Source organism: Dermacoccus sp. PAMC28757 (assembly GCF_014302635.1).
Lineage (GTDB): Bacteria > Actinomycetota > Actinomycetes > Actinomycetales > Dermatophilaceae > Dermacoccus > Dermacoccus abyssi.
In genome coordinates this window covers 2,423,631-2,448,101 of sequence record NZ_CP060292.1, presented here as the reverse complement: position 1 = coordinate 2,448,101, position 24,471 = coordinate 2,423,631, and the positions used below count along the sequence as shown (strand labels likewise).

Annotated in this window: 19 protein-coding genes; 8 read left to right on the top strand and 11 right to left on the bottom strand. The window is 68.6% G+C overall.

The window, feature by feature from the left end; genetic code table 11:
- Positions 1-28: 28 nt before the first annotated feature.
- On the bottom strand, positions 29-823 hold the full coding sequence (locus H7F30_RS11690) for a glycerophosphodiester phosphodiesterase family protein (protein WP_187035261.1): 795 nt from the start codon (positions 821-823) through the stop codon (positions 29-31).
- A gap of 170 nt (positions 824-993) precedes the next feature.
- Between H7F30_RS11690 and H7F30_RS11685 the strand changes: the two genes are divergently transcribed.
- Positions 994-2,526: a M1 family metallopeptidase gene (locus H7F30_RS11685; protein ID WP_187035259.1), complete on the top strand. Its 1,533-nt coding sequence runs from the start codon at positions 994-996 to the stop codon at positions 2,524-2,526.
- Between the two features lie 87 nt (positions 2,527-2,613).
- Here the strand turns inward: H7F30_RS11685 and H7F30_RS11680 are convergent, their stop codons facing one another.
- The 5 genes from H7F30_RS11680 to H7F30_RS11660 all read right to left on the bottom strand — a co-directional run bounded on the left by H7F30_RS11680 (position 2,614) and on the right by H7F30_RS11660 (position 9,671).
- Entirely contained in the window at positions 2,614-4,158 is a 1,545-nt protein-coding gene (locus H7F30_RS11680; RefSeq protein ID WP_187035257.1) for a UDP-N-acetylglucosamine 1-carboxyvinyltransferase, read from the bottom strand.
- A 206-nt stretch (positions 4,159-4,364) separates the two neighbouring features.
- A complete protein-coding gene (locus H7F30_RS11675) occupies positions 4,365-6,479 on the bottom strand; it encodes a 3-hydroxyacyl-CoA dehydrogenase NAD-binding domain-containing protein (protein ID WP_187035254.1) in 2,115 nt (704 codons plus the stop codon).
- On the bottom strand, positions 6,479-7,696 hold the full coding sequence (locus H7F30_RS11670; RefSeq protein ID WP_047311533.1) for a thiolase family protein: 1,218 nt from the start codon (positions 7,694-7,696) through the stop codon (positions 6,479-6,481). Before H7F30_RS11670 ends, H7F30_RS11675 begins: the two co-directional genes overlap by 1 nt.
- A 74-nt stretch (positions 7,697-7,770) precedes the next feature.
- Entirely contained in the window at positions 7,771-9,090 is a 1,320-nt protein-coding gene (locus H7F30_RS11665; RefSeq protein WP_187035252.1) for a ribonuclease D, read from the bottom strand.
- Entirely contained in the window at positions 9,090-9,671 is a 582-nt protein-coding gene (locus H7F30_RS11660) for a DUF3000 domain-containing protein (protein WP_047311535.1), read from the bottom strand. The genes H7F30_RS11665 and H7F30_RS11660 overlap by 1 nt, the downstream gene beginning before the upstream one ends.
- A gap of 67 nt (positions 9,672-9,738) precedes the next feature.
- On the opposite strand from H7F30_RS11660, the gene H7F30_RS11655 reads away from it, so the two are divergent.
- Positions 9,739-10,590: a DMT family transporter gene (locus tag H7F30_RS11655; RefSeq protein ID WP_047311536.1), complete on the top strand. Its 852-nt coding sequence runs from the start codon at positions 9,739-9,741 to the stop codon at positions 10,588-10,590.
- 4 nt (positions 10,591-10,594) lie between these two features.
- Here the strand turns inward: H7F30_RS11655 and H7F30_RS11650 are convergent, their stop codons facing one another.
- Positions 10,595-11,143 (bottom strand): GNAT family N-acetyltransferase, encoded by a 549-nt coding sequence (locus H7F30_RS11650; RefSeq protein ID WP_047311537.1) that lies wholly within the window; start codon positions 11,141-11,143, stop codon positions 10,595-10,597.
- On the opposite strand from H7F30_RS11650, the gene hemE reads away from it, so the two are divergent.
- Positions 11,142-12,272 (top strand): uroporphyrinogen decarboxylase, encoded by a 1,131-nt coding sequence (gene hemE, locus H7F30_RS11645; protein ID WP_370562505.1) that lies wholly within the window; start codon positions 11,142-11,144, stop codon positions 12,270-12,272. The two genes, H7F30_RS11650 and hemE, sit on opposite strands and share 2 nt — an antisense overlap.
- 11 nt (positions 12,273-12,283) lie before the next feature.
- A complete protein-coding gene (gene mptB / locus H7F30_RS11640; protein WP_187035250.1) occupies positions 12,284-13,717 on the top strand; it encodes a polyprenol phosphomannose-dependent alpha 1,6 mannosyltransferase MptB in 1,434 nt (477 codons plus the stop codon).
- A gap of 25 nt (positions 13,718-13,742) precedes the next feature.
- Here the strand turns inward: mptB and H7F30_RS11635 are convergent, their stop codons facing one another.
- The gene (locus tag H7F30_RS11635) at positions 13,743-14,504 is read right to left on the bottom strand and encodes a YitT family protein (protein ID WP_370562503.1); all 762 of its coding nucleotides are present in this window, start codon (positions 14,502-14,504) and stop codon (positions 13,743-13,745) included.
- Between the two features lie 61 nt (positions 14,505-14,565).
- On the opposite strand from H7F30_RS11635, the gene H7F30_RS11630 reads away from it, so the two are divergent.
- The 4 genes from H7F30_RS11630 (at position 14,566) to hemQ (ending at position 18,933) form a co-directional block, all read left to right on the top strand.
- Positions 14,566-15,984 (top strand): PLP-dependent aminotransferase family protein, encoded by a 1,419-nt coding sequence (locus H7F30_RS11630; protein WP_187035248.1) that lies wholly within the window; start codon positions 14,566-14,568, stop codon positions 15,982-15,984.
- 54 nt (positions 15,985-16,038) lie between these two features.
- Positions 16,039-16,572 (top strand): DinB family protein, encoded by a 534-nt coding sequence (locus tag H7F30_RS11625; protein WP_187035246.1) that lies wholly within the window; start codon positions 16,039-16,041, stop codon positions 16,570-16,572.
- Positions 16,573-16,690: 118 nt separating this feature from the next.
- Complete coding sequence (gene hemG / locus H7F30_RS11620) at positions 16,691-18,136, top strand: protoporphyrinogen oxidase (RefSeq protein WP_187035244.1); 1,446 nt, start codon at positions 16,691-16,693, stop codon at positions 18,134-18,136.
- Positions 18,137-18,291: 155 nt separating this feature from the next.
- Positions 18,292-18,933, top strand: coding sequence for a hydrogen peroxide-dependent heme synthase (hemQ, locus tag H7F30_RS11615; protein ID WP_082128793.1), 642 nt, complete (start codon positions 18,292-18,294; stop codon positions 18,931-18,933).
- Between the two features lie 83 nt (positions 18,934-19,016).
- Here the strand turns inward: hemQ and betT are convergent, their stop codons facing one another.
- The 3 genes from betT to H7F30_RS11600 form a co-directional block, all read right to left on the bottom strand.
- On the bottom strand, positions 19,017-21,053 hold the full coding sequence (gene betT / locus H7F30_RS11610; RefSeq protein ID WP_187035242.1) for a choline BCCT transporter BetT: 2,037 nt from the start codon (positions 21,051-21,053) through the stop codon (positions 19,017-19,019).
- Positions 21,050-22,792, bottom strand: coding sequence for a choline dehydrogenase (betA, locus tag H7F30_RS11605; protein WP_187035240.1), 1,743 nt, complete (start codon positions 22,790-22,792; stop codon positions 21,050-21,052). The genes betT and betA overlap by 4 nt, the downstream gene beginning before the upstream one ends.
- 156 nt (positions 22,793-22,948) lie before the next feature.
- Positions 22,949-24,442 carry an aldehyde dehydrogenase family protein gene (locus H7F30_RS11600; protein ID WP_187035238.1) on the bottom strand — a complete coding sequence of 498 codons (1,494 nt, stop codon included), beginning with the start codon at positions 24,440-24,442 and terminating at the stop codon, positions 22,949-22,951.
- Positions 24,443-24,471 lie beyond the last annotated feature (29 nt).

Here is a 24,471-nt window from a genome sequence, read left to right as displayed (position 1 = left end):
GTCAAGATACCGTAGCGAGGTATCCGGACTACACCGGGAGATCGTCGCCTTCGACCGTCCACTCACCGCGCGCGACGAGGACGTCCTTGAGGGTGTCGGCTCGGTCGGTGACGAGGCCGTCGACGCCGAAGTCGAGCAGCCGCTCCATGTCGGAGCGCTCGTTGACGGTCCACACGTGCACCTCGACGCCGGCCGCGAGCGCGGCGTTGAGCAGCGCCCGGTCGAGCACGCGCACCCGTCCGTGGCGCTCGGGGATCTGTAGGGCGTCGATGCCCTTCGCGAGCCGCCTGAACAGCATCCGCCCCACGACGGGAACGTGGGCGCTCACCCACAGCGCCGTCATGAGTTCCTGCCCGGGCGAACTGCGTACCGGTCGGCTGAGGCCCGAGAGCACCGCCCGCCGGCGCTTCTCCGAGAACGACGCCACCCGCACCCGATCGTGCGCTCCGTGCTGCTCGATGCACGCGATGAGTGGCTCGATCGCCCCGGCAGCCTTGACGTCGATGTTGACGCACAGCTGCGGGTGACGCGTGAACAGATCGTCGAGGCGGGGGATCGGCTCGACGCCGTTGATGCGAGCCTCCGAGACCACAGACCACGGGAGCTGCGCGATGACGCCGCGGGCGTCCGTCGTCCGGTCGAGCGTCTCGTCGTGGAACGCGAGCAGCACCCCGTCGGCGGTGGCGTGCACGTCGGTCTCCACCCAGCGATACCCGAGCCTCACGGCCGCGTCGAACGCGGACATCGAGTTCTCGAGGGTGTGATCGTCGCCGCCCGAGAAACCTCGGTGGGCGAGTGCTTCGGGTAATGCGTGCAGGGCCATGACGAGAGGCTATGCCATCGCTGCGATGGCGCGCCTGCAGCCCTTCGCGGGTGCTGGTCTTGAGCTGTCTCAAGTTTCCCGCGAGTATCTCTCGCGGAGGTCGTGCCACGTGGTTGCCTGGACCTCGCAGGGTGACGACAGACGCCGCCCTTCGCGAAAGGGCTCACAGAATGAAGCACTGCTCATGGCGTCGCGCGGCCGCCATCTCCACCGTCGTCCTCACGCCGATGGGGGTTGCCACCGCCGCCGTGGCGCCGTCCGGCTCCGCGGGCATCGGCGATCCGTACTACCCCAACTACGGCAACGGCGGATACGACGTCGACCACTACTCGATCAACGTCGAGTACGACCGGACGAAGAACACGGTGAAGGGCAAGACCTGGGTCTTCGCCACGACGAAGCAGAGCCTGGGCCGCTTCAACCTCGACCTCGCGCTGCGCGCCAAGCTCGTCACGGTCAACGGGCGTCCTGCCAAGTTCACCCAGAGCGAGCACGAACTCGTCGTCACTCCCTCGCGTGCTCTCAAGAAGGGGGAGAGCATGGCCGTCGAAGTCACCTACGGCGGCAACCCCAGCACGACGAGGGTCAAGGGCTTCACGCCCTGGGTCACGACGCCGGACGGCGCCGCGGCCCTCGGAGAGCCGGAATCGGCTGCGTGGTGGTACCCCTCGAACGACCACCCGCGTGACAAGGCGACCTACGACATCGCCATCACCGTCCCCAAGGGCGTTGAGGCACTGAGCAACGGCACGCTGCAGTCGAACAAGGTCTCGGGGCCGTGGCAGACGTGGCGTTGGCAGGTGTCGCAGCCGATGGCGCCGTACCTCGCCTTCTTCGTGACAGGTCAGTTCACCATCACCAAGGGCACGGCACAGGGCATTCCGTGGCTCAACGCCGTCACCACCGTCAAGAGCCCCCAGCAGCGGTATGCGGCTGCGGATCTGGCGCGTACTCCGGAGATCGTCGCGTGGGAGGCCAAGCAGTTCGGCCCGTACCCGTTCGAGACGATGGGTGGCGTGGCTCCGAACGCGCCCCTCGGGTTCGCGCTCGAGAACCAGACGCGCCCCGTGTACTCCAACGTGTTCTGGGCCGACGGCCCGAGCGAGGGCGTCATCGTGCACGAGCAGGCCCACCAGTGGTTCGGTGACTCGGTTTCGGTTCACAACTGGAAGGACATCTGGCTCAATGAGGGCTTCGCCACATACGCCACGTGGCTGTGGTCCGAGAAGCAGGGAGAGGGTTCGCGTCAGGATCTCCTGGAGAGCTACTACCTCACGCCTCCGGACGAGGACTTCTGGTCGACCACGATCGGTGATCCCGGGGCCGGAAACGAATTCGACGCTGCGGTCTACGACCGTGGCGCCATGACACTCGCCGCTCTGCGCAACCGTGTCGGGGAGGCGAAGATGTCGAACATCCTCAAGACCTGGACGCGTCAGAAGGCCGATGGCAACGCGCGCATCGCCGACTTCATCGCGTTGGCCGAGCGCATCAGCGGTCAGCAGCTCGACTCGTTCTTCACGGCATGGTTGTACACGCCGCAGCGCCCGGCGGCGACGAAGGCCAACGGCTTCCCCGCTACCTTCGCCAAGCGTGCGAGTACCGCGAGAACCCAACGCGTCGCGATGCCGGCGAGCCGGGCTCAGCTCGACGCCGACCACAAGCAGATGATCGCTCAGGAGCGGCAGCGCGTCGTGGGCTGACGAGAAAGTACGGGAACGACGAGCCCGCCCCGTCACCGAGAGGGTGACGAGGCGGGCTCGTCGTCGAGGCGACTCAGCGCGTCAGGTTCAGTTGCTGAACTCGTCGTCGCGGAAGCTCGTGATGTCGGCGCCGAGCGCGTTGAGGCGCTCGTCGAGCTCCTCGTAGCCACGGTTGATGACGTAGATGTTGCGCAGGATCGACGTACCGGGGCACGCGAGCATGCCCAGCAGGATGACGACGCCCGGGCGCAGCGCCGGCGGGCACATCACCTCGGCGGCACGCCACTTGGCGGGACCTTCGATCATGACGCGGTGCGGGTCCATGAGGTGCACCGTGGCGCCGATCTTCGTCAACTCGTTGAGGTAGATCGCGCGGTTCTCGTACACCCAGTCGTGGATGAGCGTCTGGCCCTCGGCGCACGCCGCGATGACGGCGAAGAACGGCAGGTTGTCGATGTTGAGGCCGGGGAAGGGCAGCGGGTGGATCTTGTCCGTCGGCGCCTTGAGCGGGCCCGGCTTCGTCGTGAGGTCGACGAGGCGCGTCTCGCCGTTGGCGGACGTGTACTCCTCGGTGATCTCGTAGCGGAAGCCCATCTCCTCGAGGATGGCGAGCTCGATCTCCATGAACTCGATCGGCACGCGCTTGATCGTGATCTCCGACTTCGTCACGATCGCCGCGGCGACGAGCGACATGGCCTCGATCGGGTCTTCGCTCGGGAAGTACTCGATGTCCTTGTTGATCTCGCCGACGCCCTGGATCTCGAGGGTCGTCGTGCCGACGCCCTCGATGGAGACACCGAGCTCGCGCAGGAAGAAGCACAGGTCCTGCACCATGTAGTTGCTCGAGGCGTTGCGGATGATCGTCTTTCCCTCGTAGCGAGCGGCGGCGAACAGCGCGTTCTCGGTGACGGTGTCGCCACGCTCGATGAGGACGATCGGCTTCGTCGGGCGCACCGAGTTGTCGACGGACACGTGGTAGTAGCCGTTCGACGCCTCGACGGACATGCCGAACGCGCGCAGCGCGTGCAGGTGGGGCTCGACGGTGCGCGCACCGAGGTCACAGCCGCCGGCGTTCGGCAGTTCGAACGTGTCGAACTCGTGCATGAGCGGGCCGAGGAACATGAGAATCGTGCGGGTGCGGCGCGCGGCGACCTCGTCGATCGTCGACAGGTCGATCTTCTCCGGCGGCGTGATCTCGAGGTCGCTCGAGTCCGGCAGCCAGCGCGTCTTCACACCGATGGAGTTGAGCACCTCGGTGATCCGGTTGACCTCTTCGATGCGAGCGAGGTTGCGCAGCGTGGTGCGTCCCTTGTTGAGCATGGCGGCACACAGGCAGGCGACCGCAGCGTTCTTGCTCGTGCGGACGTCGATCGAACCGGAGAGCTGCTTGCCGCCCTCGATGCGCATGTTCAGGGGGAGGTTGCTACTGGCCACGGTGATGATCTCCGAATCGAGTGCTCTGCTGATCTTGGTCAGCATTTCCATGCTGAGGTTCTGGCCGCCCTGCTCTATGCGGGCGACCGCGCTCTGCGAGGTGCCGATCTGCGCCGCGAGGGCGCTCTGCGTCAGACCGCGTTCGAGCCGGACTTCACGGATGGTGCCACCGATCCGTACAAGCTGCTGTTGAACCATGCTCTCCATGCTATATCTCATGTATGAGATAAAGAACCGTCCACCGCGTGGCGTTCACCACGTGGCGTATTTCTCGACGATACCCGTTCACTCCTCGCGATCAACCGTCCGTCTTGGAACGGCGAGTCGCGCGCGCTCGAGGACACACAGAAAGCGCGGGGAGAACATCAGTGCTCTCCCCGCGCGTTCTGTTGCGCGAAGCGGGATCAGCCGGCGACGCTGGCAGCGCCCTTCGGCAGGAAACGCTGTCCGGTGACCTTCTCGGAGATGCCGAGGCGGTCGAGCAGCGGCGTCACGCCACCGTTCCAGAACGGGAAGCCCGCACCGGTGATCATCGCGAGGTCGATGTCCATCGGATCCGCGACGACCTCCTCTTCGAGCATGCGACGCGTCTCGTCGGCGAGGGCCTCGAGGGCGCGGTCACGCACCTGCTCGGCGGTGAGCTCCGTGGAGCCGGTCTTCTCGAACTGAGCGAAGACCTCCTCGTTGAGCTTGCCGTCCTTGCCGTAGAAGCCCGGAATCTTCGCCTCGACGACCTTCGCCAGGTTCGGCGAGACGTAGAAGCGATCCGGGAACGCACCGTGCAGCGTCTCGCTGTTGTGCAGCGCGATTGCCGGGCCGACGAGCGACATGAGCATGAACGGCGGCATCGGCGTGATGCCGGCGAACGCCTTCTCGACGGTCTCGACCGGCGTGCCCTCGTCCGCCATCTTGCCCGCCTCGCCCATGAAGCGGCCCAGCAGGCGGTTGACGACGAACGACGGCGAGTTCTTCACGAGGATGCAGGTCTTCTTGAGCTGCTTGCCCGTGGCGAACGCGGTGGCGAGCGTCGCGTCGTCCGTCTTGTCGCCGCGGATGATCTCCAGCAGCGGCATGACGGCGACCGGGTTGAAGAAGTGGAAGCCCACGACGCGCTCGGGGTGCGCGAGGTCCTCCGCCATCTCCGTCACCGACAGCGACGAGGTGTTCGTCGCGAGGACGCACTCGGGCGTGACGATGGCCTCGACCTCGGACCACACCTTCTTCTTGACGCCCATCTCCTCGAAGACGGCCTCGATGACGAAGTCGGCATCGGCGAAGCCGTCCTTGCTCGTCGAACCCGTGACGAGACCCTTGAGACGGTTCGCCTTGTCGGGGGAGACGCGCTTCTTCTCGAGGAGCTTGTCGATCTCGGCGTGCACGTACTCCACGCCCTTGTCGACGCGCGCCTGGTCGAGGTCGGTCATGATGACCGGCACGTCGAGGCGGCGGATGAACAGCAGCGCGAGCTGGCTGGCCATGAGACCGGCACCGACGACGCCCACCTTCGTCACCTTGCGTGCGAGCGCCTTGTCCGGCGCACCGGCGGGGCGCTTGGCGCGCTTCTGGACGAGGTCGAACGCGTACAGACCGGCGCGCAGTTCGTCGCTCATGATGAGGTCGCCGAGGGCCTCGTTCTCGCCCTCGAAGCCCTGCTCGCGCGTATTAGTGCGGGCAGCCTCGACGAGGTCGATCGCACGCAGCGGAGCGGGGGCAGCGCCGCCCGTCTTCTGCATGGTGAAGGCGCGGGCCTTCTCGCACGCGGCCTTCCACGTCGACTCGTCCTTGTCGACCTCAGGGCGCTCGACCTTCTTCTCGCCCGAGATGACGTCGGACGCGAAGCGCAGCGAGTCCTCGAGGAACGTGACAGGCGCGAGGAGCTCGTCGGCGACGCCCAGCTTGAACGCCTGAGCACCCGTGGCCATCTTGTTGTTCGACAGCGGGTTGCTGATGATGAGCTGCAGCGCGTTCTCGACACCGATGAGGTTCGGCAGCAGGTACGTGCCGCCCCAGCCGGGCACGAGACCGAGGAAGCACTCCGGCAACGAGTAAGCCGGAACGTCCGCGGACATCGTGCGGTAGTCGCAGTAGAGCCCGATCTCGACGCCGCCACCCATGGACGCGCCGTTGACGAACGCGAACGTCGGGATGTCGAGGTCGGCGATCTTCGAGAAGACGCGGTGGCCCTGCTCGGCGATCTCGACGGCCTGCTCGCGGCTCGTGATCGCGGGGATGCCCGTCAGGTCGGCGCCGACAGCCATGATGAACGGCTTCCCGGTGACACCGAGACCGACGATCTCGCCCTTGGCCGCACGCTCGGCGGCCGTGTCCAGCTGAGCCTCGAGCTCGGCGAGGCCGAGCGGGCCGAAGCTGTTCGGCTTCGTGTGGTCGAAGGCGTTGTCGAGCGTGATGAGGACGAAGGTGCCGGACGTTGTGCCGTCGTGACGCGGGAGCTGGATGTCCTGCGCGTGGGCGTGTGTGACGACCTCGTCGTGAGCCTGGTTCTTCGATGCGTCGTTCATCAGGCCACCTTCTCCTTGCCGTAGTCGGGGTGGTTCGGGTTCTCCCAGATGACAGCGCCACCCATGCCGATGCCGATGCACATGGCCGTGAGGCCGTAGCGGGCCTCGGGCTTCTCGGCGAACTGGCGCGACAGCTGCGTCATGAGGCGCACGCCGGAGCTGGCGAGCGGGTGACCCGTCGCGATGGCGCCGCCGTAGGCGTTGACGCGCTCGTCGTCGGCGTCGATGCCGAAGTGGTCGAGGAAGGCGAGCACCTGGACGGCGAAGGCCTCGTTGAGCTCGAACAGGTCGATGTCGTCGATCGTGAGACCGGCCTGCTTGAGGGCCTTCTCCGTGGCCGGGACCGGGCCGATGCCCATGACCTCGGGGTCGACGCCGACGAAGGAGTAGCCGACGAGGCGCATGCCGACGGGCAGGCCGAGTTCCTTGGCCTTCTCCTCGGAGGCGAGGATGCAGGCCGTGGCGCCGTCGTTGAGACCGGCGGCGTTACCGGCGGTCACGTTGCCGTGGGCGCGGAAGGGCGTCTTGAGACCGGCGAGGTCCTCGACCGTGGTGCCCGGACGCGGCGGCTCGTCGGTGGTGGCCAGGCCCCAGCCCTTCTCGGCGTGACGCGTGGCGACGGGCACGAGGTCCTGCTGGATCTTGCCCTCGGCGTAGGCCTTGGCGAGCTTGTTCTGCGAGCCGACGGCGAACGCGTCGCAGCGCTCCTTGGTGATGGCCGGGAAACGGTCGTGCAGGTTCTCGGCCGTCTTGCCCATGACGAGGGCACTCGGGTCGACGAGCTTCTCGGCGACGATGCGCGGGTTCGGGTCGGTGCCCTCACCCATGGGGTGGTGGCCCATGTGCTCGACACCGCCGGCGATGGCGATGTCGTAGGCGCCGAACGCGATGCCGGACGCGGTCGTCGTTACGGCCGTCATGGCGCCGGCGCACATGCGGTCGATGGCGTAACCGGGAACGGACTTGGGCAGACCCGACAGGAGAGCGGCCATACGGCCGATCGTCAGGCCCTGGTCACCGATCTGCGTCGTGGCGGCGATGGCCACCTCGTCGACGCTCTCGGGCGGGAGGTTCGGCTGACGACGCATGAGTTCACGGATGCATTTGATGACCAGGTCGTCGGCGCGGGTCTGGGCGTACATGCCCTTCTCACCGGCCTTGCCGAACGGCGTACGAACGCCGTCGACGAAGACGACCTCATGGAGCGTGCGGGGCACGTTGCCTCCCGAAGCTAGACAAAGCTGACTAGGCCAGGCTAACCCGTTCGGTTACCCGTGAGTACGCGGGTCGATCAATTCGTCGGGTGATCGAGCGCGGCTTCGGCGAGAAGCGGCGCGACGATGTCGCACTGCCAGGGGCGTGCGCCCCCGGCGGCGAGCGCTTCACGCCATCCGGCTTCGCTCTGATCGGCCGGCGGCGACCAGATGGTGCGGCGCAGGAGATCGGGCGTCAGGAGGTTCTCGACGGGCACGTTGCGCTTCTCGCTGAACTGCTGGAGGCCGTAGCGGACGTCGTCGAGACGACCGGCGGCAGCCGGGTTGCGATCGGCCCACGCCCGGATCGGCGGGGGAGCGTTCGTACGCATCGTCAGGGGCGGCAGCTCGCGCTGCGGCAGGGAGTCGGCGTTCTTGAGCGCGTTGAGCCACCGCTCGCCGTAGCGCGCGAGTCCCCGGTGCGCGGGGCGCGGACGGCGGCGTCGGGCCGAACCGTCACCGACGCGCGGGCGGATGGCGGGCGGGCCGACGAGACCGGCGACGTCGTTGGGGTTGCGGCGGGCCAGATCGATGATGAGCGCGTCGGGCAGCACGCGACCCGGCGTCGTGTCGCGGCGCTGGGCGATGTCCTCGCGCGTCTGCCACAGCGAACGCACCCGGGCGACCTGGCGCGGATCGCGCAGCGCGTGCAGACCGGACGTGCGTCGCCACGGGTCCTTCTTCGGCGTCGGGCCCTCGAAGTCGAGCAGCGCCTCGAACTCCTGACGGGCCCATTCGCCCTTGCCCTGGGCTTCGAGGTCGGCGGCCAGGGCGTCACGCACCTCGACGAGGCGCTCGACGTCGAGGGCGGCGTAGACGAGCCAGTCGTGGGGCAGCGGACGCGTCGACCAGTCAACGGCCGAGTGCTCCTTGGCGAGCGTGACGCCGACGTAGTGCTCGGTGACGGCGGCGAGCCCGACGCGGGCGAGGCCGGCGAGGCGGCTGCCGAGTTCGGTGTCGAACAGCGCCTTCGGGTAAAGACCGAGGGCCTTGAGGCAGGCAAGATCCTGCGTTGCGGCGTGAAGAACCCACTCGGCCTTGCCGATGGCGGCATTCAGGCTGCTGAGATCGCTGCACGGCACCGGGTCGATGAGCCAGGTGCCCGAACCCTTGCGCCGCAGCTGGACGAGGTAGGCGTCGTTTCCGTAGCGGAAGCCCGACGCGCGTTCGGCGTCGATGGCGACGGGCCCGGAGCCGGCGCGGATGGCGGCGCAGCACTCCTTGAGGCGCGCGGCCGTCGTCACGATCTCGGGAACGCCGTCAGCCGGTTCGGCGAGCAGGGGATAGCTCGGCTTGTCGTCGGTCGGCTGCGCGTCCTCGAGCGACGCGTTGTCGCCGGCGGGGGAGTCGGACGTCATCAGAAGCGCCCCGGCAGGGCGGACACCCCTTCGGGCAGCGGCGGCAGGCCGGCGACCGTGCACATGAGCGTGGCCCAACCCTGCAGGTGGGCGGCGATGTCGTTGCCGTCCGGGGTCCACGACGCACGCACTTCGAGCTCGACGCTCGAGGGACGCTCGGCGAGGCCGGCGAAGCTCTCGTTGACGACGCGGGTGACGGTGCCGGCTTCCGCGGTGTACGTGGCGCCGGCGTCCTTGAGGGACTCGACGAGCCAGGACCAGCCGACAGCGCCGAGCGCCGGGTCGGTGGCCATCTCGGATTCGAGTTCGGCGCGAGCGAACGTCACGACGCGCCAGGTGCCGTGCCAGGCCTCGGGGCCCGCGGGGTCGTGCAGAAGGACGAAACGTCCGGTGCCGAGAACGGCGTCGTCGTCACGGGGGTCGACGACCTCGGCGGAGAAAGCGACGGCGTGGGGAGCAATACGGCGCGGCGGGGGCACCTCGGTGAGGGAGAGTTCGGGACGCACCCGCGCGGCCTTGACGGCATCGACCACGTCGGCGAAGTGCTCGGCGTCGTCGCGCTTCAATGTCTGCATCCCCATGGCCAGAAGATTAGGCCGGAAAGGGGCGAATTCACGGGAGGCACGCCGCGCGTCCTACCCTGCGCATGTGGTGACGTTCCTGGCCCTTCTCTCCTCCGCCGTCTGGGGTAGCGCAGACTTCGCCGGAGGCGTTCTGACGAAGCGGATGCATCCGGTCAAGGTCGTCACCCTGTCTCAGCTCGGTGGCCTCGCTGCGGCGTTCGTGTTCTTCCTGTCCGTGAGTTTGTGGGGCTCGCACGGGGAATCGCCCGTCACGGCGTGGGCGCTCTGGGGCATCGCGGCGGGGCTCAGTGGCGCGGTGGGATTGCTGTGCCTGTACGCGGCGCTGTCGACCGGGACGATGGGCGTCGTCTCGCCCATCACGGCCCTCGGTGCCATCGTGCCCGTCACGCTCGGTCTCCTCCGTGGCGACGCGTGGACGACGATCGTCGGGGTGGGCCTTGTCGTCGCCCTCGTGGGTGCGGTGCTCGCGAGTGGCCCCGAACTATCGGGTGAGGTGGGCCGCAGGCCGGTGACGCTCGCCGCGATCGCCGCCGTCGCGTTCGGGCTGTCCCTGTACTTCATGGACGGAGGGGCGCGGCACGACCTGTCCGGCTCCATGCTCGCCATGCGGTGCGGCAGCCTGTCGCTGCTCATCCCCACGTTCCTCGTCCTGCGTTCACGGAACGCGGCCCGCGAACCTCTGACGCCTCGTCTCCTTCTTGCGTTGCCGCTGCTCGGCATCGGCGACCTCGTCGCGAACCTGTTGTTCGCCGCAGCCTCGGCCCAGGGGCAGGTCTCGATCGTCGCCGTGCTGGGCTCGCTCTACCCGGTCGCGACGCTCCTGCTCGCCCGCGGCTTCCTCGGCGAGCGACTGCGCGGGGTTCAGCTGGCGGGCGTGGCACTCACCGTCGTGGGCGTGTGCCTCGTGTCGATCTGACGGCTCAGGCCGACCGGTCGCTGCGCGCGACGAACAGTTCGAGCGACTCGTCGTAGTAGCGCTCGGTGCGTCCGAGGTGCGTCATGCCGAGACGCTCGGTCACCCGTCGTGAGGCGACGTTGGCCGGGTCGGTGACGGCGACAACCCGGTCGAGGCCACCGGCCAGCGCCGCGTCGAGAACGGCGCGGGCCGCTTCCGTGACGTAGCCGTGACCGGTGGCTGTGCTCGTGGCGCGCCACCCGATCTCGACATCCTCCGTCGCCGCGTTCGTGTACCCGGCGGAGAAAGGGATCGGTTTGAGCAGGATGGCCGCGACGGGCGCGCCCTCGGCCTCGACGCACCACCAGCCGCGTCCCGGGGCGGTGTTGCCGTCGATCCGGCGCAACCACGCGGCCGCGTCCTCGCGGGTGGTGAGAACGGCCGACGGGATGAACCGGGCCAGATCGGGGTTCGCATGGAGCTCGAGAGCGAACTCGAGGTCGGCGTCGTCATCGGGCACGAAGCGGCGAAGGACGAGGCGTTCGGTGTGCAGGGTTTCGGCGGGGGAGGCCATGGCTTCACCCTGTCAGATCGACCGGGGTCCTCCGGGTGGTTCGCCGCTGCCGAAGCCAGGTGCGCATGAGAGGATTTCGAGCGTGAGCGAAACGAATGTCGACCCGCGTAACTCCGTCCTCGTCAAGGCTGCCCGCGGCGAAGAAGTGCCCTACACGCCCGTGTGGTTCATGCGCCAGGCCGGCCGTTCGCTGCCCGAGTACCGCAAGGTGCGCGAGGGAGTCGGGATGCTCGAGTCGTGCCGCCGCCCCGACCTCGTCACCGAGATCACGATGCAGCCCGTGCGTCGGCACGACGTCGACGCCGCCATCTTCTTCAGTGACATCGTCGTGCCGCTCGCAGCTGTCGGCGTCGACCTCGACATCGTCGCGGGCGTGGGCCCGGTCGTCGCGCAGCCGATCCGTACGCGCGCCGACCTCGACCGCCTGCCCGAGCTGACGCCCGACGCCGTCCCGGACATCACCGAATCGGTCAAGCTGCTCACCGCCGAACTCGGCGGCACGCCGCTCATCGGTTTCGCGGGTGCACCCTTCACGCTCGCCTCGTACCTCGTCGAGGGCGGACCCTCGAAGAACCACGAGAACACCAAGGCGCTCATGTACGGCGACCTGGAGCTCTGGAACGACCTGTGCGCTCGTCTCGCCCAGATCTCCGGTGCGTTCCTGCGCGTGCAGGCCGAAGCCGGCGCCAGCGCCGTCCAGCTGTTCGACTCGTGGGTCGGCAACCTCCCGCTTGCCGACTACCTGCGCTTCGTCCAGCCGCACTCACGTCAGGCGCTCGCCGCTGTCGATGGGCTCGACGTGCCGAAGATCCACTTCGGTGTCGGTACCGGTGAACTGCTCTCCGCCATGGGCGAGGCGGGTGCCGACGTCGTCGGTGTCGACTTCCGCGTCGACCTCGACGCCGCCCGCGAACGCACCGGCGGTCAGTACGCTCTCCAGGGCAACCTCGACCCCGCGCTCCTCTTCGCTCCCTGGGAGCCCCTCGAGGCCAAGGTCGACGAGATCGTCGCCGCGGGCCGTCGCGCGAAGGGCCACATCTTCAACCTCGGCCACGGCGTCCTGCCGAGCACCGACCCCGACGTCATCACGCGCGTCGTCTCCCGCGTCCACGAGATCTCCGCTCGCTGACGCTCCGGCACATGCGTGCTCCGACGTTGCCCGGCACCCTCGTCAGCCGGGGTGTGTGCGGCTCGGTGCTCCTGCTCCTCGCGGGGCTCGTCCTCAACGAGCTGCCTCCGAGCCCGGTGCGCTTCCTCGTCGCCCCGCTGCAATGGTTGGGCACGAACGCGCCAGGACGCTTCCTCGCCCTCGTCGTCACGCTGATCGGCGTCGCCTTGCTCACGCACGCATGGGTGAGCCTCGTGCGGACCCCGGCGGAAGGATCGGCCGACGAACGCGTCCGTCACGTACGGGCCGTGACGATGCGCTGGATGGCGCCCCTGCTCATCGCGCCGCCGCTGTTCTCCCACGACGGGTGGAGCTACATGGCCCAGGGCGCCGTCGCGGCGTCCGGGCGTGACCCGTACACGATCTCCCCGGGCGAGATGCCCGAACTACTCACCTCGATGGTCGACCCGATCTGGCGCTACACCCCCACGCCGTACGGGCCGATCCCCATCATCTGGGGTGCTCTGACGCGCGAGGTGTTCGGCGACCCCACGCTCCTGCTGTTGCTCCAGCGGGTGCCCGCCCTGATCGGGCTCGGCCTCACTGCGTGGGCCGTTCCGCGCCTCGCCCGCCACCTCGGCATCGACCCGGCGAGGGCGACGGCGCTCGCGATCGCGTCACCTTTCGTCCTCGTCCACGCCGTCGGCGGGCTGCACAACGACGCCCTCGTCATGGGCCTCGTGGCCGCGGCGCTCGTGTTCGCCGCCGAACGCCGGTGGGTGCTCGGCGTCGTGCTCGTCGGTCTTGCCGCTGCGGTGAAGTTCACGGCCGTCGTGGCGGTCGTTCCCGTCGTTCTCGTCTCCTTGCCCGGGGCAGTGCGGGCACCCGAACGATTCCTCAGGCTCGCTGCCGGCGGCCTCATCGCCGCCGCCACCGTCGCGGCAAGCGGCATTCCCTACGGGCTCGGGCTCGGATGGGTCAAGGTGCTCAGCGTGCCGGGCGTCGTCGTCACCCCGGCGTCCGCGCCCACCGCCGTCGGCGTCGTGCTCGAATGGCTGCTCGCACAGACCGGCAGCGGCCTCGAGATGTACGCCGTGCCCGTCGTGCGTGCGCTCGGCATGGCGCTCGCCGTCGCCTTGGTCATCGTCCTGGCCCTCACGAGGCCCACGGGTGACCCCACGTCGGGACTCGCAACGTGCATCGGGGTGTTCGCTGCGGTGGTGCTCCTCGCACCGGTCGTGCAGTCCTGGTACGCACTCGCCGTGGTGCCGGCCGCAGCGCTGTTGCTGCTCGAGCGTCGTCGCACCCGCAGGGCCATCTTCCTCGGAGCGGCGCTCGCGTTCCTCGCGCCCCTCGATTCGGAGATGGCCGGCGGATCTCTCCTCGCGGCCGGTCTCGTCGTCCTCGGACTGACGATCGTGCGGGGCGTCAGGGCCGGCGACTCGCGACCCGTCGCCGACGCCTGACGCCGTTCAGCTGCGTCGGCAAAGCTCAGTCACCCTCGGGGTATGTGGCGTTCTCTTTCCCCGGGCCCTCAGGCGCTTTGGCACCCTCGGCTCGGTGCCCGTCCAACTCGACCGTGAACCACGGGAGGAAGAACTGCACGAGCGGGCCGATCAGCAGCGCATAGAGCACCGTTCCGACGCCCACGCCACCGCCGAGCAGCCAGCCCGAAGTGAGGACGACAACCTCGATGCTCGTGCGCACGAGGCGGACGCTGAGGCCCGTGATGCGGTGCAGGCCCGTCATGAGACCGTCGCGGGGCCCGGGGCCGAGTTGGCTTCCGATGTACATCGCGCCGCCGATGGCGTTGACGAGCAGGCCGACGGCGAAGAGCGCCGAGCGCGCCACGATGGAGTTCGGCTCGGAGACGAGCGCCATCGTCGCATCGAGCACGAAACCGAGCCACACCGCGTTCGCCACGGTGCCGAGCCCGGGCCACTGACGCATGGGGATCCACAGCAGCAGCACGATGAACGACACGACGATCGTGACCGTGCCCATCGACCAGCCGGTGTGCAGGCTGGCGCCCTGGTGGAAGACGCCCCAGGGCTCGAGGCCGACGTTCGCTCGCACGAACAGACCCATCGCGGCACCGAAGAGCGTCAGGCCGATGAAGAGTTGCGGCAGCCGACGACCGAGCTTGCCGGCACGCAGTTGACCCATCGGCGTCAGATTGGCCAGCTTGCGCGATCCACGCGAAGGACGCGCGGGCGCGTCGGGCTGAGGTTGGGTCGTCGACATGGTGCTCATGAAACCAGAGTGCAGCAGAAGTGGCCTTGTCTTGAATAGCCAATTCGGACACAGTGGCCCCATGGAACGCAGGATCGGGGCGAATGCCCTCGCGCGCCTCGTCGGCCCACCACCCGAGCGAGGTTCGGCGTACGCCTGGTTGAGCGACCGCATCGAACGTCTCGTGGCCGACGGCCGGTTGACGCACGACACCCGCCTGCCGAGCGAGCGAGATGCTGCCGTGGCGCTCGGCCTGTCGCGCACGACGGTCACTCACGGGTACGCACTGCTGCGCGAGCGTGGCTTCGCCGAAGCCCGCCGCGGCTCCGGAACGCGCGTGCGCATCCCCGGTGGCCCCGTCTCGGGCGGTGGCGAACCCGTGAGCGGCGTGCTCGGCGGGTTCGATGCGCAGGGAGGAATCAACCTCACCAACACAGCTCCGGCCGCAGTGGGCGGCCTCGCCGAACGGTTCGCGGAGGCCTCGCGGCACCTGGCGGCGTACACCCACGAAGGCGGGTACTTCCGCGACGGCGTGCCCGACCTTCGTGATGCCCTCGCTGAGCGCTACACCGCGCGGGGCGTGCCGACGACGCCCCATCAGATCCTCGTGACGACGGGCGCTCTCGCGGGTGTGGCCGCTACGGCGTTGGCGTTTGTTTCGCCTGGTGACGCCGTGGCCGTCGAGCCGTCGGGCTACCCGAACTCGCTTGCGTCGCTGCGAAGCCGTGGCGCGCGGTTCGTGCCCGCCGTCGAATCGGACGACGAGCGTCGTCTCGATGTGCGGGCCACGGCCGAAACCTTCACGCGCCGGGCGCCGAAGGCCATGCTCGTCATCCCGGACTTTCACAACCCGACGGGCCGGTTCATGGGGGAGGAAGACCGCCATGACCTCGCGCGCCTGTGGGCGAAGCACGGCATCGTCGGCATCGTCGACGAAACCCTGGCCGACCTGTGGCTCGACGCGGAGCCGCGCGTTCGCCCCATGGCGGCGTTTGCTCCCGAGTGCATCACGGTCGGGTCGGCGAGCAAGACGTACTGGGGCGGTCTGCGCCTCGGGTGGGTGCGCGCGCCGCGCCGCTACATCGGTGCCATCGCGTCGGCGCGCGTGACGCTCGATCTCGGAGCGCCGGTGCTCGAACAGATCGTTCTCGCCGGCCTGCTGCGTGATCAATCCGGCCTCGATGACGAGCGTCGCGCAGAGCTGGCCGGTCGACGAATTCTCCTGCGCGACGCCATAGCCCGGGCCTGCCCGGGGTGGAGTTGTGACCTTCCCGACGGCGGCCTGTCGCTGTGGTGGAGGCTGCCGGGCGCGCAGTCGAGCGAGATCGTGCGACGGGCGGCATTGCGTGGTCTCACCCTCACGCCGGGCAGTGCGTTCTCCCTCGACGGACGTGGCCTCGAAGGGCGACTTCGGACTCCGTTCACGCTGGCTGAGGACGATCTGCGGCGCGCCGCAGACGTTCTCGGTGAGGTCAACGCCTCGCTCGCCTCCCGCACGTAGGGTGACGTCGTTGACGAGGAGAGCGGAGCGCCCGAGATGACAGGTGGTTCAGCGATGTCGGCTGACGAAAGGCGCTGGGCGCCGGTGCAGGGCGACGAGGTCGCCACGCTGCGCGGGATGCTCGAGCACCACCGCGACACGCTGCGGTGGAAGTGCTCCGGCCTCGACGACGAGCAGTTGCGTCGGGCCCTGCCCCCGACGGACATGACGCTCGCCGGGCTGATGCTGCACCTCACGATGGTGGAGGCAGGTTGGTTCAACCTCACCTTCGCGGGCGGCATCGAGCGCCCCGATTGGCTCGCGCACTCCCACGGAGCCGGTGTGGACTGGGCGTGGGAGCACGCGGCCGATCACTCCCAGGAAAAGCTGTGGGCGTGGTTCGACGACGCCGCCGCGGTCAGTGACCGTATCGTCGACGAAGCCCTCGCCCACGACGCCGGTCTGGACGCTCTCGCCGTCAACCCTCGGGAGGACGAAGGAACAGTGAGCCTCCGGTGGATCCTCGTGCACATGATCGAGGAGTACGCGCGGCACAACGGTCACGCCGACCTCCTGCGTCAGGCCGTCGACGGAAGTACGGGGGAGTAGCCGCACCCGTCGCTCCCTGGTGGGTCGCTGCCGCCCGAGTCGGGACCAACGTCACGACTTGCCCCCAACGCGCCGCCCCGGCGACCCCCACCCGCGCTGAGAGTGGGAAACTGGGAGCATGAAGTCGGTCGCGATCGTCGGTGGTGGAGTGAGCGGTCTCGTCGCCGCGTGGCATCTCGCGACGACGGCGCCCTCGTGGAAGATCGCCGTCTTCGAAGCCGACGAGCGCGTGGGCGGCAAATTGCGCCAGGAGGAGATCGCCGGGCACCGCGTCGATGTCGGTGCCGAGTCGGCCCTCTGGCGCCGCCCCGAGGTGGTCGACCTGCTCGCCGAGCTCGGCGTCGAGGCCGTTCACCCCCAACGTTTCCCGGCCCTCCTGTGGTCCCGCGGCTCGCTCGAGGCGCTACCTGCTGGCACACTCATGGGCATTCCGTCAGACCCCGAGTCGGCGCGCGGGCTGCTCTCCGACGACGAGGTGGCTCGTGCCGCCGACGAGCGTCCGGTCGAGATCTCGGTGCCCCGTTCCGAAGCCGGTGACAGCGCAGATGACCTGGCCGACATCAGCGTCGGTGACGCTGTCGAGCAGGCCCTCGGCGCCGCCGTCGTCGACCGCATGGTCGAGCCACTGCTCGGCGGGGTCTATGCAGGCAATGCCCGCGAGCTCTCGGCCCGTGCCTGTGTGCCTCCGCTCTTCAAGGCCCTGCGCGACGGCGGGCGCCTCACCGGGGCCGCCCGGGCCGCTTCGTCGGCGGTCTCGTCGAACGACACACGGCAGGTGTTCGGGGCGCCCACTGACGGCATGGGATCGCTGCCCGAAGCGCTTCGCGCCGGTCTCGCCGATCGCGGCGTGGACGTCGTCACCGGTGCGCGCGTCACCGAGCTGCGCCGCTCGCTCGGCCATCGCGGCACGTGGCACCTCGAAGTCGAACGGGACGGTTCGCCCGAACCGCACGAGGCCGACGGCGTCATCGTCACGACGGCGGCGCCCGCAGCCGCCCACCTGCTCGCGGCCATCGCGCCCGAAGCCTCGGACGCGCTCGGCGGCATCGAGTACGCCACGATGGCGATCGTCACCTACGCCTTCCCGGCCTCCGTCCACGCGAGCCTTCCCGAGGGAACGGGCTTCCTCGTCCCTCCGGTGGACGGACGCACGATCAAGGCCTCGACCTTCTCCAGCGTCAAGTGGCCGTGGCTCGCCGAGGCCGCGCCGGACGTGGCCTACGTACGCGTGTCGATGGGGCGCCATCGCGACGAGGCCGTCCTCGATCATGCCGACGACGAACTCGTTGCCCTCGGCCTGACCGACCTTCGCGAGGCGACCGGTCTCGACCTTCCCGCCCCGCTCGACGCCCACGTCCAGCGCTGGTCGGACGGTCTGCCGCAGTACGCCCTCGGCCACGTCGAGCGTGTCCGACGCATCCGTGACGACCTCACGCGGCTGCCCGCCCTCGACGTCGCCGGGGCGGCCCTCGACGGCGTCGGCATCCCCGCCTGTGTCGCCACGGCGCGCGCCGCCGCCGACCGCGTCCTCGACGACCTCGCCGCTCAAGACGCGCTCGCCTGAGCCCCTGAACCTGTTCCGAACAAGCACGCACCCGAAGGAGAATCACGGTGACCACCCCGCAGCCGGAGAACCCGCATAACCCCGAGAAGACGAGTTCGCGCCCCGAGCCGAAGCACGTCACGGTCGACCGCATCAACGCTTCCCGCATCTACGCGATGTGGTCGGTCTTCACCATCGTCGACAAGGTCGACGGCGACCGTGAGGCCATCGCGCGTGAGGCAGACGAGTACCTCGACTCGCTCGCGGGCAAGGGCGTGACCGTGCGCGGCACGTACAACCTCTCCGGCTTCCGCGCCGAGGCCGACCTCATGATCTGGTGGCACGGCGAGTCGATCGACGAGCTGCAGAAGGCCTACTCGGGCTTCCTCGCCACCGACCTCGGCCGTCACCTCGAGCCGTACTGGTCGAACGTCGCGATGCACCGCGTGGCCGAGTTCAACCGCGGCCACATTCCGGCGTTCATGGCCGAGGAGACGCCGCGCAAGTACATCTGCGTCTACCCGTTCGTGCGCAGCTACGACTGGTACCTGCTGCCCGACGAGGACCGCAAGAAGATGCTTCACGACCACGGCATGGCCGCCCGTGAGTACCCGGACGTGCGCGCCAACACGATCGCCTCGTTCGGCATGGGTGACTACGAGTGGATCCTCGCCTTCGAGGCAGACGAGATGTACCGCATCCTCGACCTCATGCGCGAGATGCGGTACACGGAGGCTCGTCGTCACGTGCGCGAGGAGACGCCGTTCTTCTCCGGCCCGCAGATCACGATGAGCGAGTTCGTCGCGCGCATGCGCTGACCCGCCGAGCCTGTTCAGCACGACAAAGGCGGCGGGTACCGGATCAGATCCGGTACCCGCCGCCTTCGTGCGTAAGCCGATGGTCACTCGGTTTCCTGGGCGACCGTGGCGTTCGTGTTCAGCCACCACGTGTAGTGGTCGAGCACGTCGTGCGCGATCTCTTCCTTGGAGTAGGTGAGCACGTCGTACGCGCCACCGCCGGGGACAACGACCTCGAGCTGGCACGAGATGTCGTCCGCCTCGATCATGCGCGCGCCGTAGGACGCGACCTTGATGCTGCGGATCTGGCTCGTGTAGTGGAAGTCCTCGGCGCGCGGGTCGGCCGCGTGCACGGTGAGGGTCACCGAACGGCGCAGCTGCTTGGTCGGCTGCGCCAGGTGCTCGAGCTCGGCGTTGACGCCTCGCTCACGCAGTTCGGCGACGACCTCCTCGAGAGCCGGGACGACGACCTCGTCCATGCGTTCCTCCGTGGCCTTCGCAGACACACTGCCGAACTGACGCGCGAGGCGGTTCTTCCACGAGCCGTTCGCGGTCGGCGGCGCACCGATCGTGCCCGAGCGCAGCGATTCCAGCATCGCGCTGGCGTGCCGCTGTTCGCCGGTCAGCGCACGGTGGATACCGATCATCACGAGGATCATCACGAAGGCGAACGGCAGACCCATGACGATCGTCGCGTACTGCAGCGCGGTGATACCGCCGACGATGAGCATCGCGATGGTCAGCACGCCGGTCGCGGCGGCCCACAGGATACGCACCCACGGCTTGGCGTCGGTCTCGGCGTCCGGCAGGTCGGAGCTGAGGTTCGCCATGACGAGGGCGCCGGAGTCGGCGGACGTCACGTAGAACAGCAGGCCGACGAACGTGGCCAGACCGATGATGAACGTTGCCGCCGGGAACTGCTGGAGCAGCTGGTAGAAACCGGATTCCGGCGTGTTGATCGCGGCGTCGCCGAAGGCCTTGTCACCGTCCATGATCCGCTTGATCGCGGTGTTACCGAACATCGTCACCCACATGACGATGTAGAGGAACGGGATCGTCAGCGTGCCCACGACGAACTGGCCGATCGTGCGGCCCTTCGAGATGCGGGCCAGGAACATGCCGACGAAGCTTGCCCAGGCGATCCACCAGGCCCAGAAGAAGAGGGTCCACAGGTTCATCCACTCGCCCGGGTAGTCGTACGCCATCGTGTCGAGCGTCATGCCCGGGAAGAGGTTGACGAAGTCACCGACGTTCATCGTCGCCGCGCGCAGGAGGAAGCGGGTGTCGCCGAAGACGAGCACCCAACCCGCGAGGAACAGCGCGAGGATGACGTTGAGCTGGCTGAGGATGCGGATGCCCTTGTCGATGCCCGACGTCGCGGAGATCGTCGCGGTGACGACGGCGACGACGACGAGACCGATCTGCGCGGGCACGCCCTGGTCGATGCCGAACAGCAGGTCGAGACCGACGTTGAGCATGACGACGCCGATGCCGAGGCTGGTCGCCACACCGAAGATCGTGCCGAGCACCGTTGCGATGTCGACCGCGTTGCCGATGCCGCCGTTGATGCGCTTGCCGAACAGCGGGTAGAGCGCCGAACGCACCGCGAGCGGCAGGCCCTTGCGGTGGGCGAAGTAGCCGAGGGCGATACCCATGAGCGTGTACATGCCCCAGCCGGTGATGCCGTAGTGGAACAGGGTCCACACGGTGCCCTCACGCGCGGCGTCGAGCGTTTCGCCCTTGCCCTGCGGCGGTGCGAGGTACTGCGACGCGGGTTCGGCGACGGCGAAGAACATGAGGTCTGTGCCGATGCCGGCGGCGAACAGCATGCTCGCCCAGGCGAACGTCGAGTACTCGGGACGGTCGTGGTCGTGCCCGAGACGGATGCGACCGAAGCGCAGTGCCAGGTACACGACGAAGCACAGGACGATCGTCGCCAGGGCGATGTAGAACCAGCCGAACCAGCCACCCATCCACTCGACGACGGTACCGAGCTGGCTCTCGGCGCCCTTCGGATCGATGAGGGCCCACCCGGCCACGACCGCGATGAACACGGCCGTGGTCCACAGGACGACAGGTTTGATCCGGGCTTCGCCGGGTGTTTCGACCTCGGCGTCGGGGGCGGGCGTCACCGAGCTCATCGCGGCTCTCCCACGATGGCGGCAGCGCTCGGGATCTCGCTCTTGGCGTCCCAGGCGTCGTTGCGCGGGTCGCCCTCGGGGTAGAGCGGCATACCGGCCTTGGCACGGTAGGTGGGCGGGTTCTCCGGAGCGAGCATCGTGTTGCCAGCGATGAGGTCGGCGGCACGCTCGGCCACCATCATGACCGGCGCGTAGATGTTGCCGTTCGTGATGCTCGGGAAGACCGACGCGTCGGCGACCCGCAGGCCCTCGGTGCCGTGCACGCGCATCGAGTTCGGGTCGACGACGGACATCTCGTCGGTGCCCATCTTGGCCGAGCACGAGGGGTGCAGGGCCGTCTCGGCGTCCTTCGCGATCCAGTCGATGATCTCCTCGTCCGTCTGGACGGCGCTTCCGGGGGAGATCTCGCCACCGTCGAACGGCGAGAACGCGGGCTGGCTGAGGATGTGGCGCGCGGCGCGCACGACCTCGACCCACTCGCGGCGGTCGCGCTCGGTCGACAGGTAGTTGAACAGGATGCTCGGGTGCTTCTTCGGGTCGTTGCTCGTGATGCGTACGTGGCCGCGCACGTCGGAGTTCATCGGGCCGATGTGCACCTGGTAGCCGTGCTCGTGACCGCCGCCCGTGCCGTCGTAACGCACTGCGACCGGCAGGAAGTGGAACATGAGGTTCGGGTACTGAACCTCTTCGTTCGTACGGATGAAGCCGCCCGCCTCGAAGTGGTTCGAGGCGCCGACACCGGTGTTGGCGAAGAGCCACTGCGCGCCGATGTAGGGCGCCTTCCACTTCTTGAGCCAGGGCTGGATGGAAACCGGCTGCACCGACTCGTGCTGGAGGTAGACCTCGAGGTGGTCCTGGAGGTTCTCGCCGACGCCCGGCAGGTCGACGCGGGTCTCGACGCCCGCGGCCGCGAGGACCTCGGGGTTGCCGACGCCCGAGAGCTGCAGCAGCTGCGGCGTGTTGAACGCGCCACCACACAGGATGACCTCGCCGGCTTCGACGGAGTGCTTGCGGCGACCGCCGCGCACGAAGTCGACGCCCGTGACGCGGTTGCCGTCCCAGCGCAAGTTCGTGACGAAGGCGAGCGTCGCGATGTCGAGATTCTTGCGGTTCTTGACCGGCCACAGGTAGGAGCGGGAGGCGCTCATGCGCGAGCCGTTCTTCGTCGTGTGGTCGAAGGGTGCGAAGCCCTCCTGGCGGTAGCCGTTGACGTCATCCGTCGGGGCGTAGCCAGCCTGCTGGGTGGCCTCGAAGAAGGCCTGGAACAGGGGAGAGGTAGCCGGGCCGCGCTCGAGCGTGAGGGGACCGGAACCGCCGCGCCAGGCGTCGGCGCCCGCGAGCGTCGTCTCCATGCGCTTGAAGTAGGGCAGGCAGTGGGCGTAGTCCCAGTCCTCCATGCCGGCGAACGTGGCCCACTTGTCGTAGTCGCCTCGGTTGCCGCGCTGGAAGATCATGCCGTTGATCGAGCTGGAGCCACCGAGCACCTTGCCGCGGGTGTGCGCGACGCGTCGACCACCCATGAAGGGCTCCGGGTCGCTCTCGTAACGCCAGTCGTAGAGCGGGTTGCCGCTGGGGAACATGAGCGCGGCGGGCATGTGGATGAGCGGGTCGATCTTGAAGTCGGCGCGCCCGGCCTCGAGCACGAGAACGCTCGTGTTCGAGTCGGCCGAGAGGCGGTTGGCCAGCGCGGAGCCGGCCGAGCCGCCACCGACGATGACGTAGTCGTAACGCTTCTTCATCGAGATGAATCTCCTTGTGTTCTCACATGGTCGTCCTCGAACGAACCCTGCCCCACAGAGTTCGTTCGAGGACCTGAAAGCGGATGGTTGGTTCGCGGGGCCGAACCTCACCGGGAGCGATATGTGTGCTGCTCGGCCCGAGGCGGGCGCGGCAGGTCAGCTCTCGCGGCCGCTGAACCAGTCGGCCGGTGCGGGGTCGATGTTGTGCCAGATGTGCTTGGTCTCGAGGTACTCGCCGAGTCCGTGCTCGCCGAGCTCCCGGCCGATACCGCTCTGCTTCATGCCGCCCCACTCGGCCTGCGGCACGTAGGGGTGGTAGTCGTTGATCCACACGGTTCCGTGACGCAGGCGGCGCGCCATGCGCTCGGCACGCCCGGCGTTCTGCGTCCAGACTGCGCCGGCCAGGCCGTAGATCGTGTCGTTCGCGATGGCGACGGCGGCGTCCTCGGCGGCCTTGGCGTCGTCGCCGGAGAACGTCTCGACGGTGAGCACGGGGCCGAAGGACTCGTCGTGGACGCAGCGCATCGAGCTGTCGCAACCGTCGAGGATCGTCGGCAGGTAGTAGGAGCCCTTCGCGAGCTCGCCCTCGCCGCGCTTGCCGCCGGTGAGCAGCTTCGCGCCGTCCTCGATGGCTTCCTTGACGTAGGTGTCGACCTTCTCGAGGTGGGCTTCGCTGATGAGCGGGCCGGTCTCGGCGTTGTCGTCGAACGGGCCGCCGAGGCGGATGAGTTCGGCGCGGCGCACGAGTTCGGTGACCACCTCGTCGTGGATGGACTCCTCGACGACGAGGCGCGTGCCGGCCGAGCAGACCTGGCCGGAGTCGAGGAAGACTGCCGTCAGGGCGTTGTCGATGGCGGCCGGGATGTCGGCGTCGGCGAACAGGACGTTGGGGTTCTTGCCGCCGAGTTCGAGGGCGATCTTCTTGACGGTCGGTGCGGCCGCTGCCATGATCGCGCGGCCGGTGACGAGGCCGCCGGTGAAGCTGACGAGATCGACGTCCTCGTTCGTCGTCATCTCGGATCCGACCGTGGCGCCGGGGCCGGTGACGAGGTTCGCGACGCCGGCGGGCAGGCCCGCCTCGGCGAGGGCGTCCATGAGCCACATCGAGCTCTGCGGCGTCAGCTCGGCGGGCTTGAGGACGAAGGTGTTGCCGGCAGCGATGGCCGGGGCGATCTTCCAGGCCGTCTGCAGCAGGGGGTAGTTCCACGGCGTGATGAGTGAGCAGACGCCGACCGGTTCGGTGACGACGCGGCTCGCGACGTTCGGCATGCCGGTGTCGACGACGCGGCCGGCCTCCTTGTCGGCCAGAGCGGCGAAGTGACGGAAGACGCCGATGATGTCGTCCATGTCGTACTGGGACTCGATGAAGCGCTTGCCGGTGTCCTGCGACTCGACGCGGGCGACCTTGTCCTTGTCGCGCTCGAGCAAGTCGGCGAGCTTGTCGAGAATGGCGCCGCGCTCCTTGGCGGGCGTCGCGGACCAGGCGCCGTCGTCGAACGTGCGGCGGGCGGCCGCGATGGCCTTCTGCGCGTCCGCCTCGGCGCCTTCGCTCACCGTGATGACGTGGGATCCGTCGGCGGGGCAGGTGATCTCACGGGTCTCGCCGGATGCGGCCTCGACCCACGCGCCATCGATGTAAATGCTGGGCACGGTCACTCCTTCACTGATCGTCGTGATGA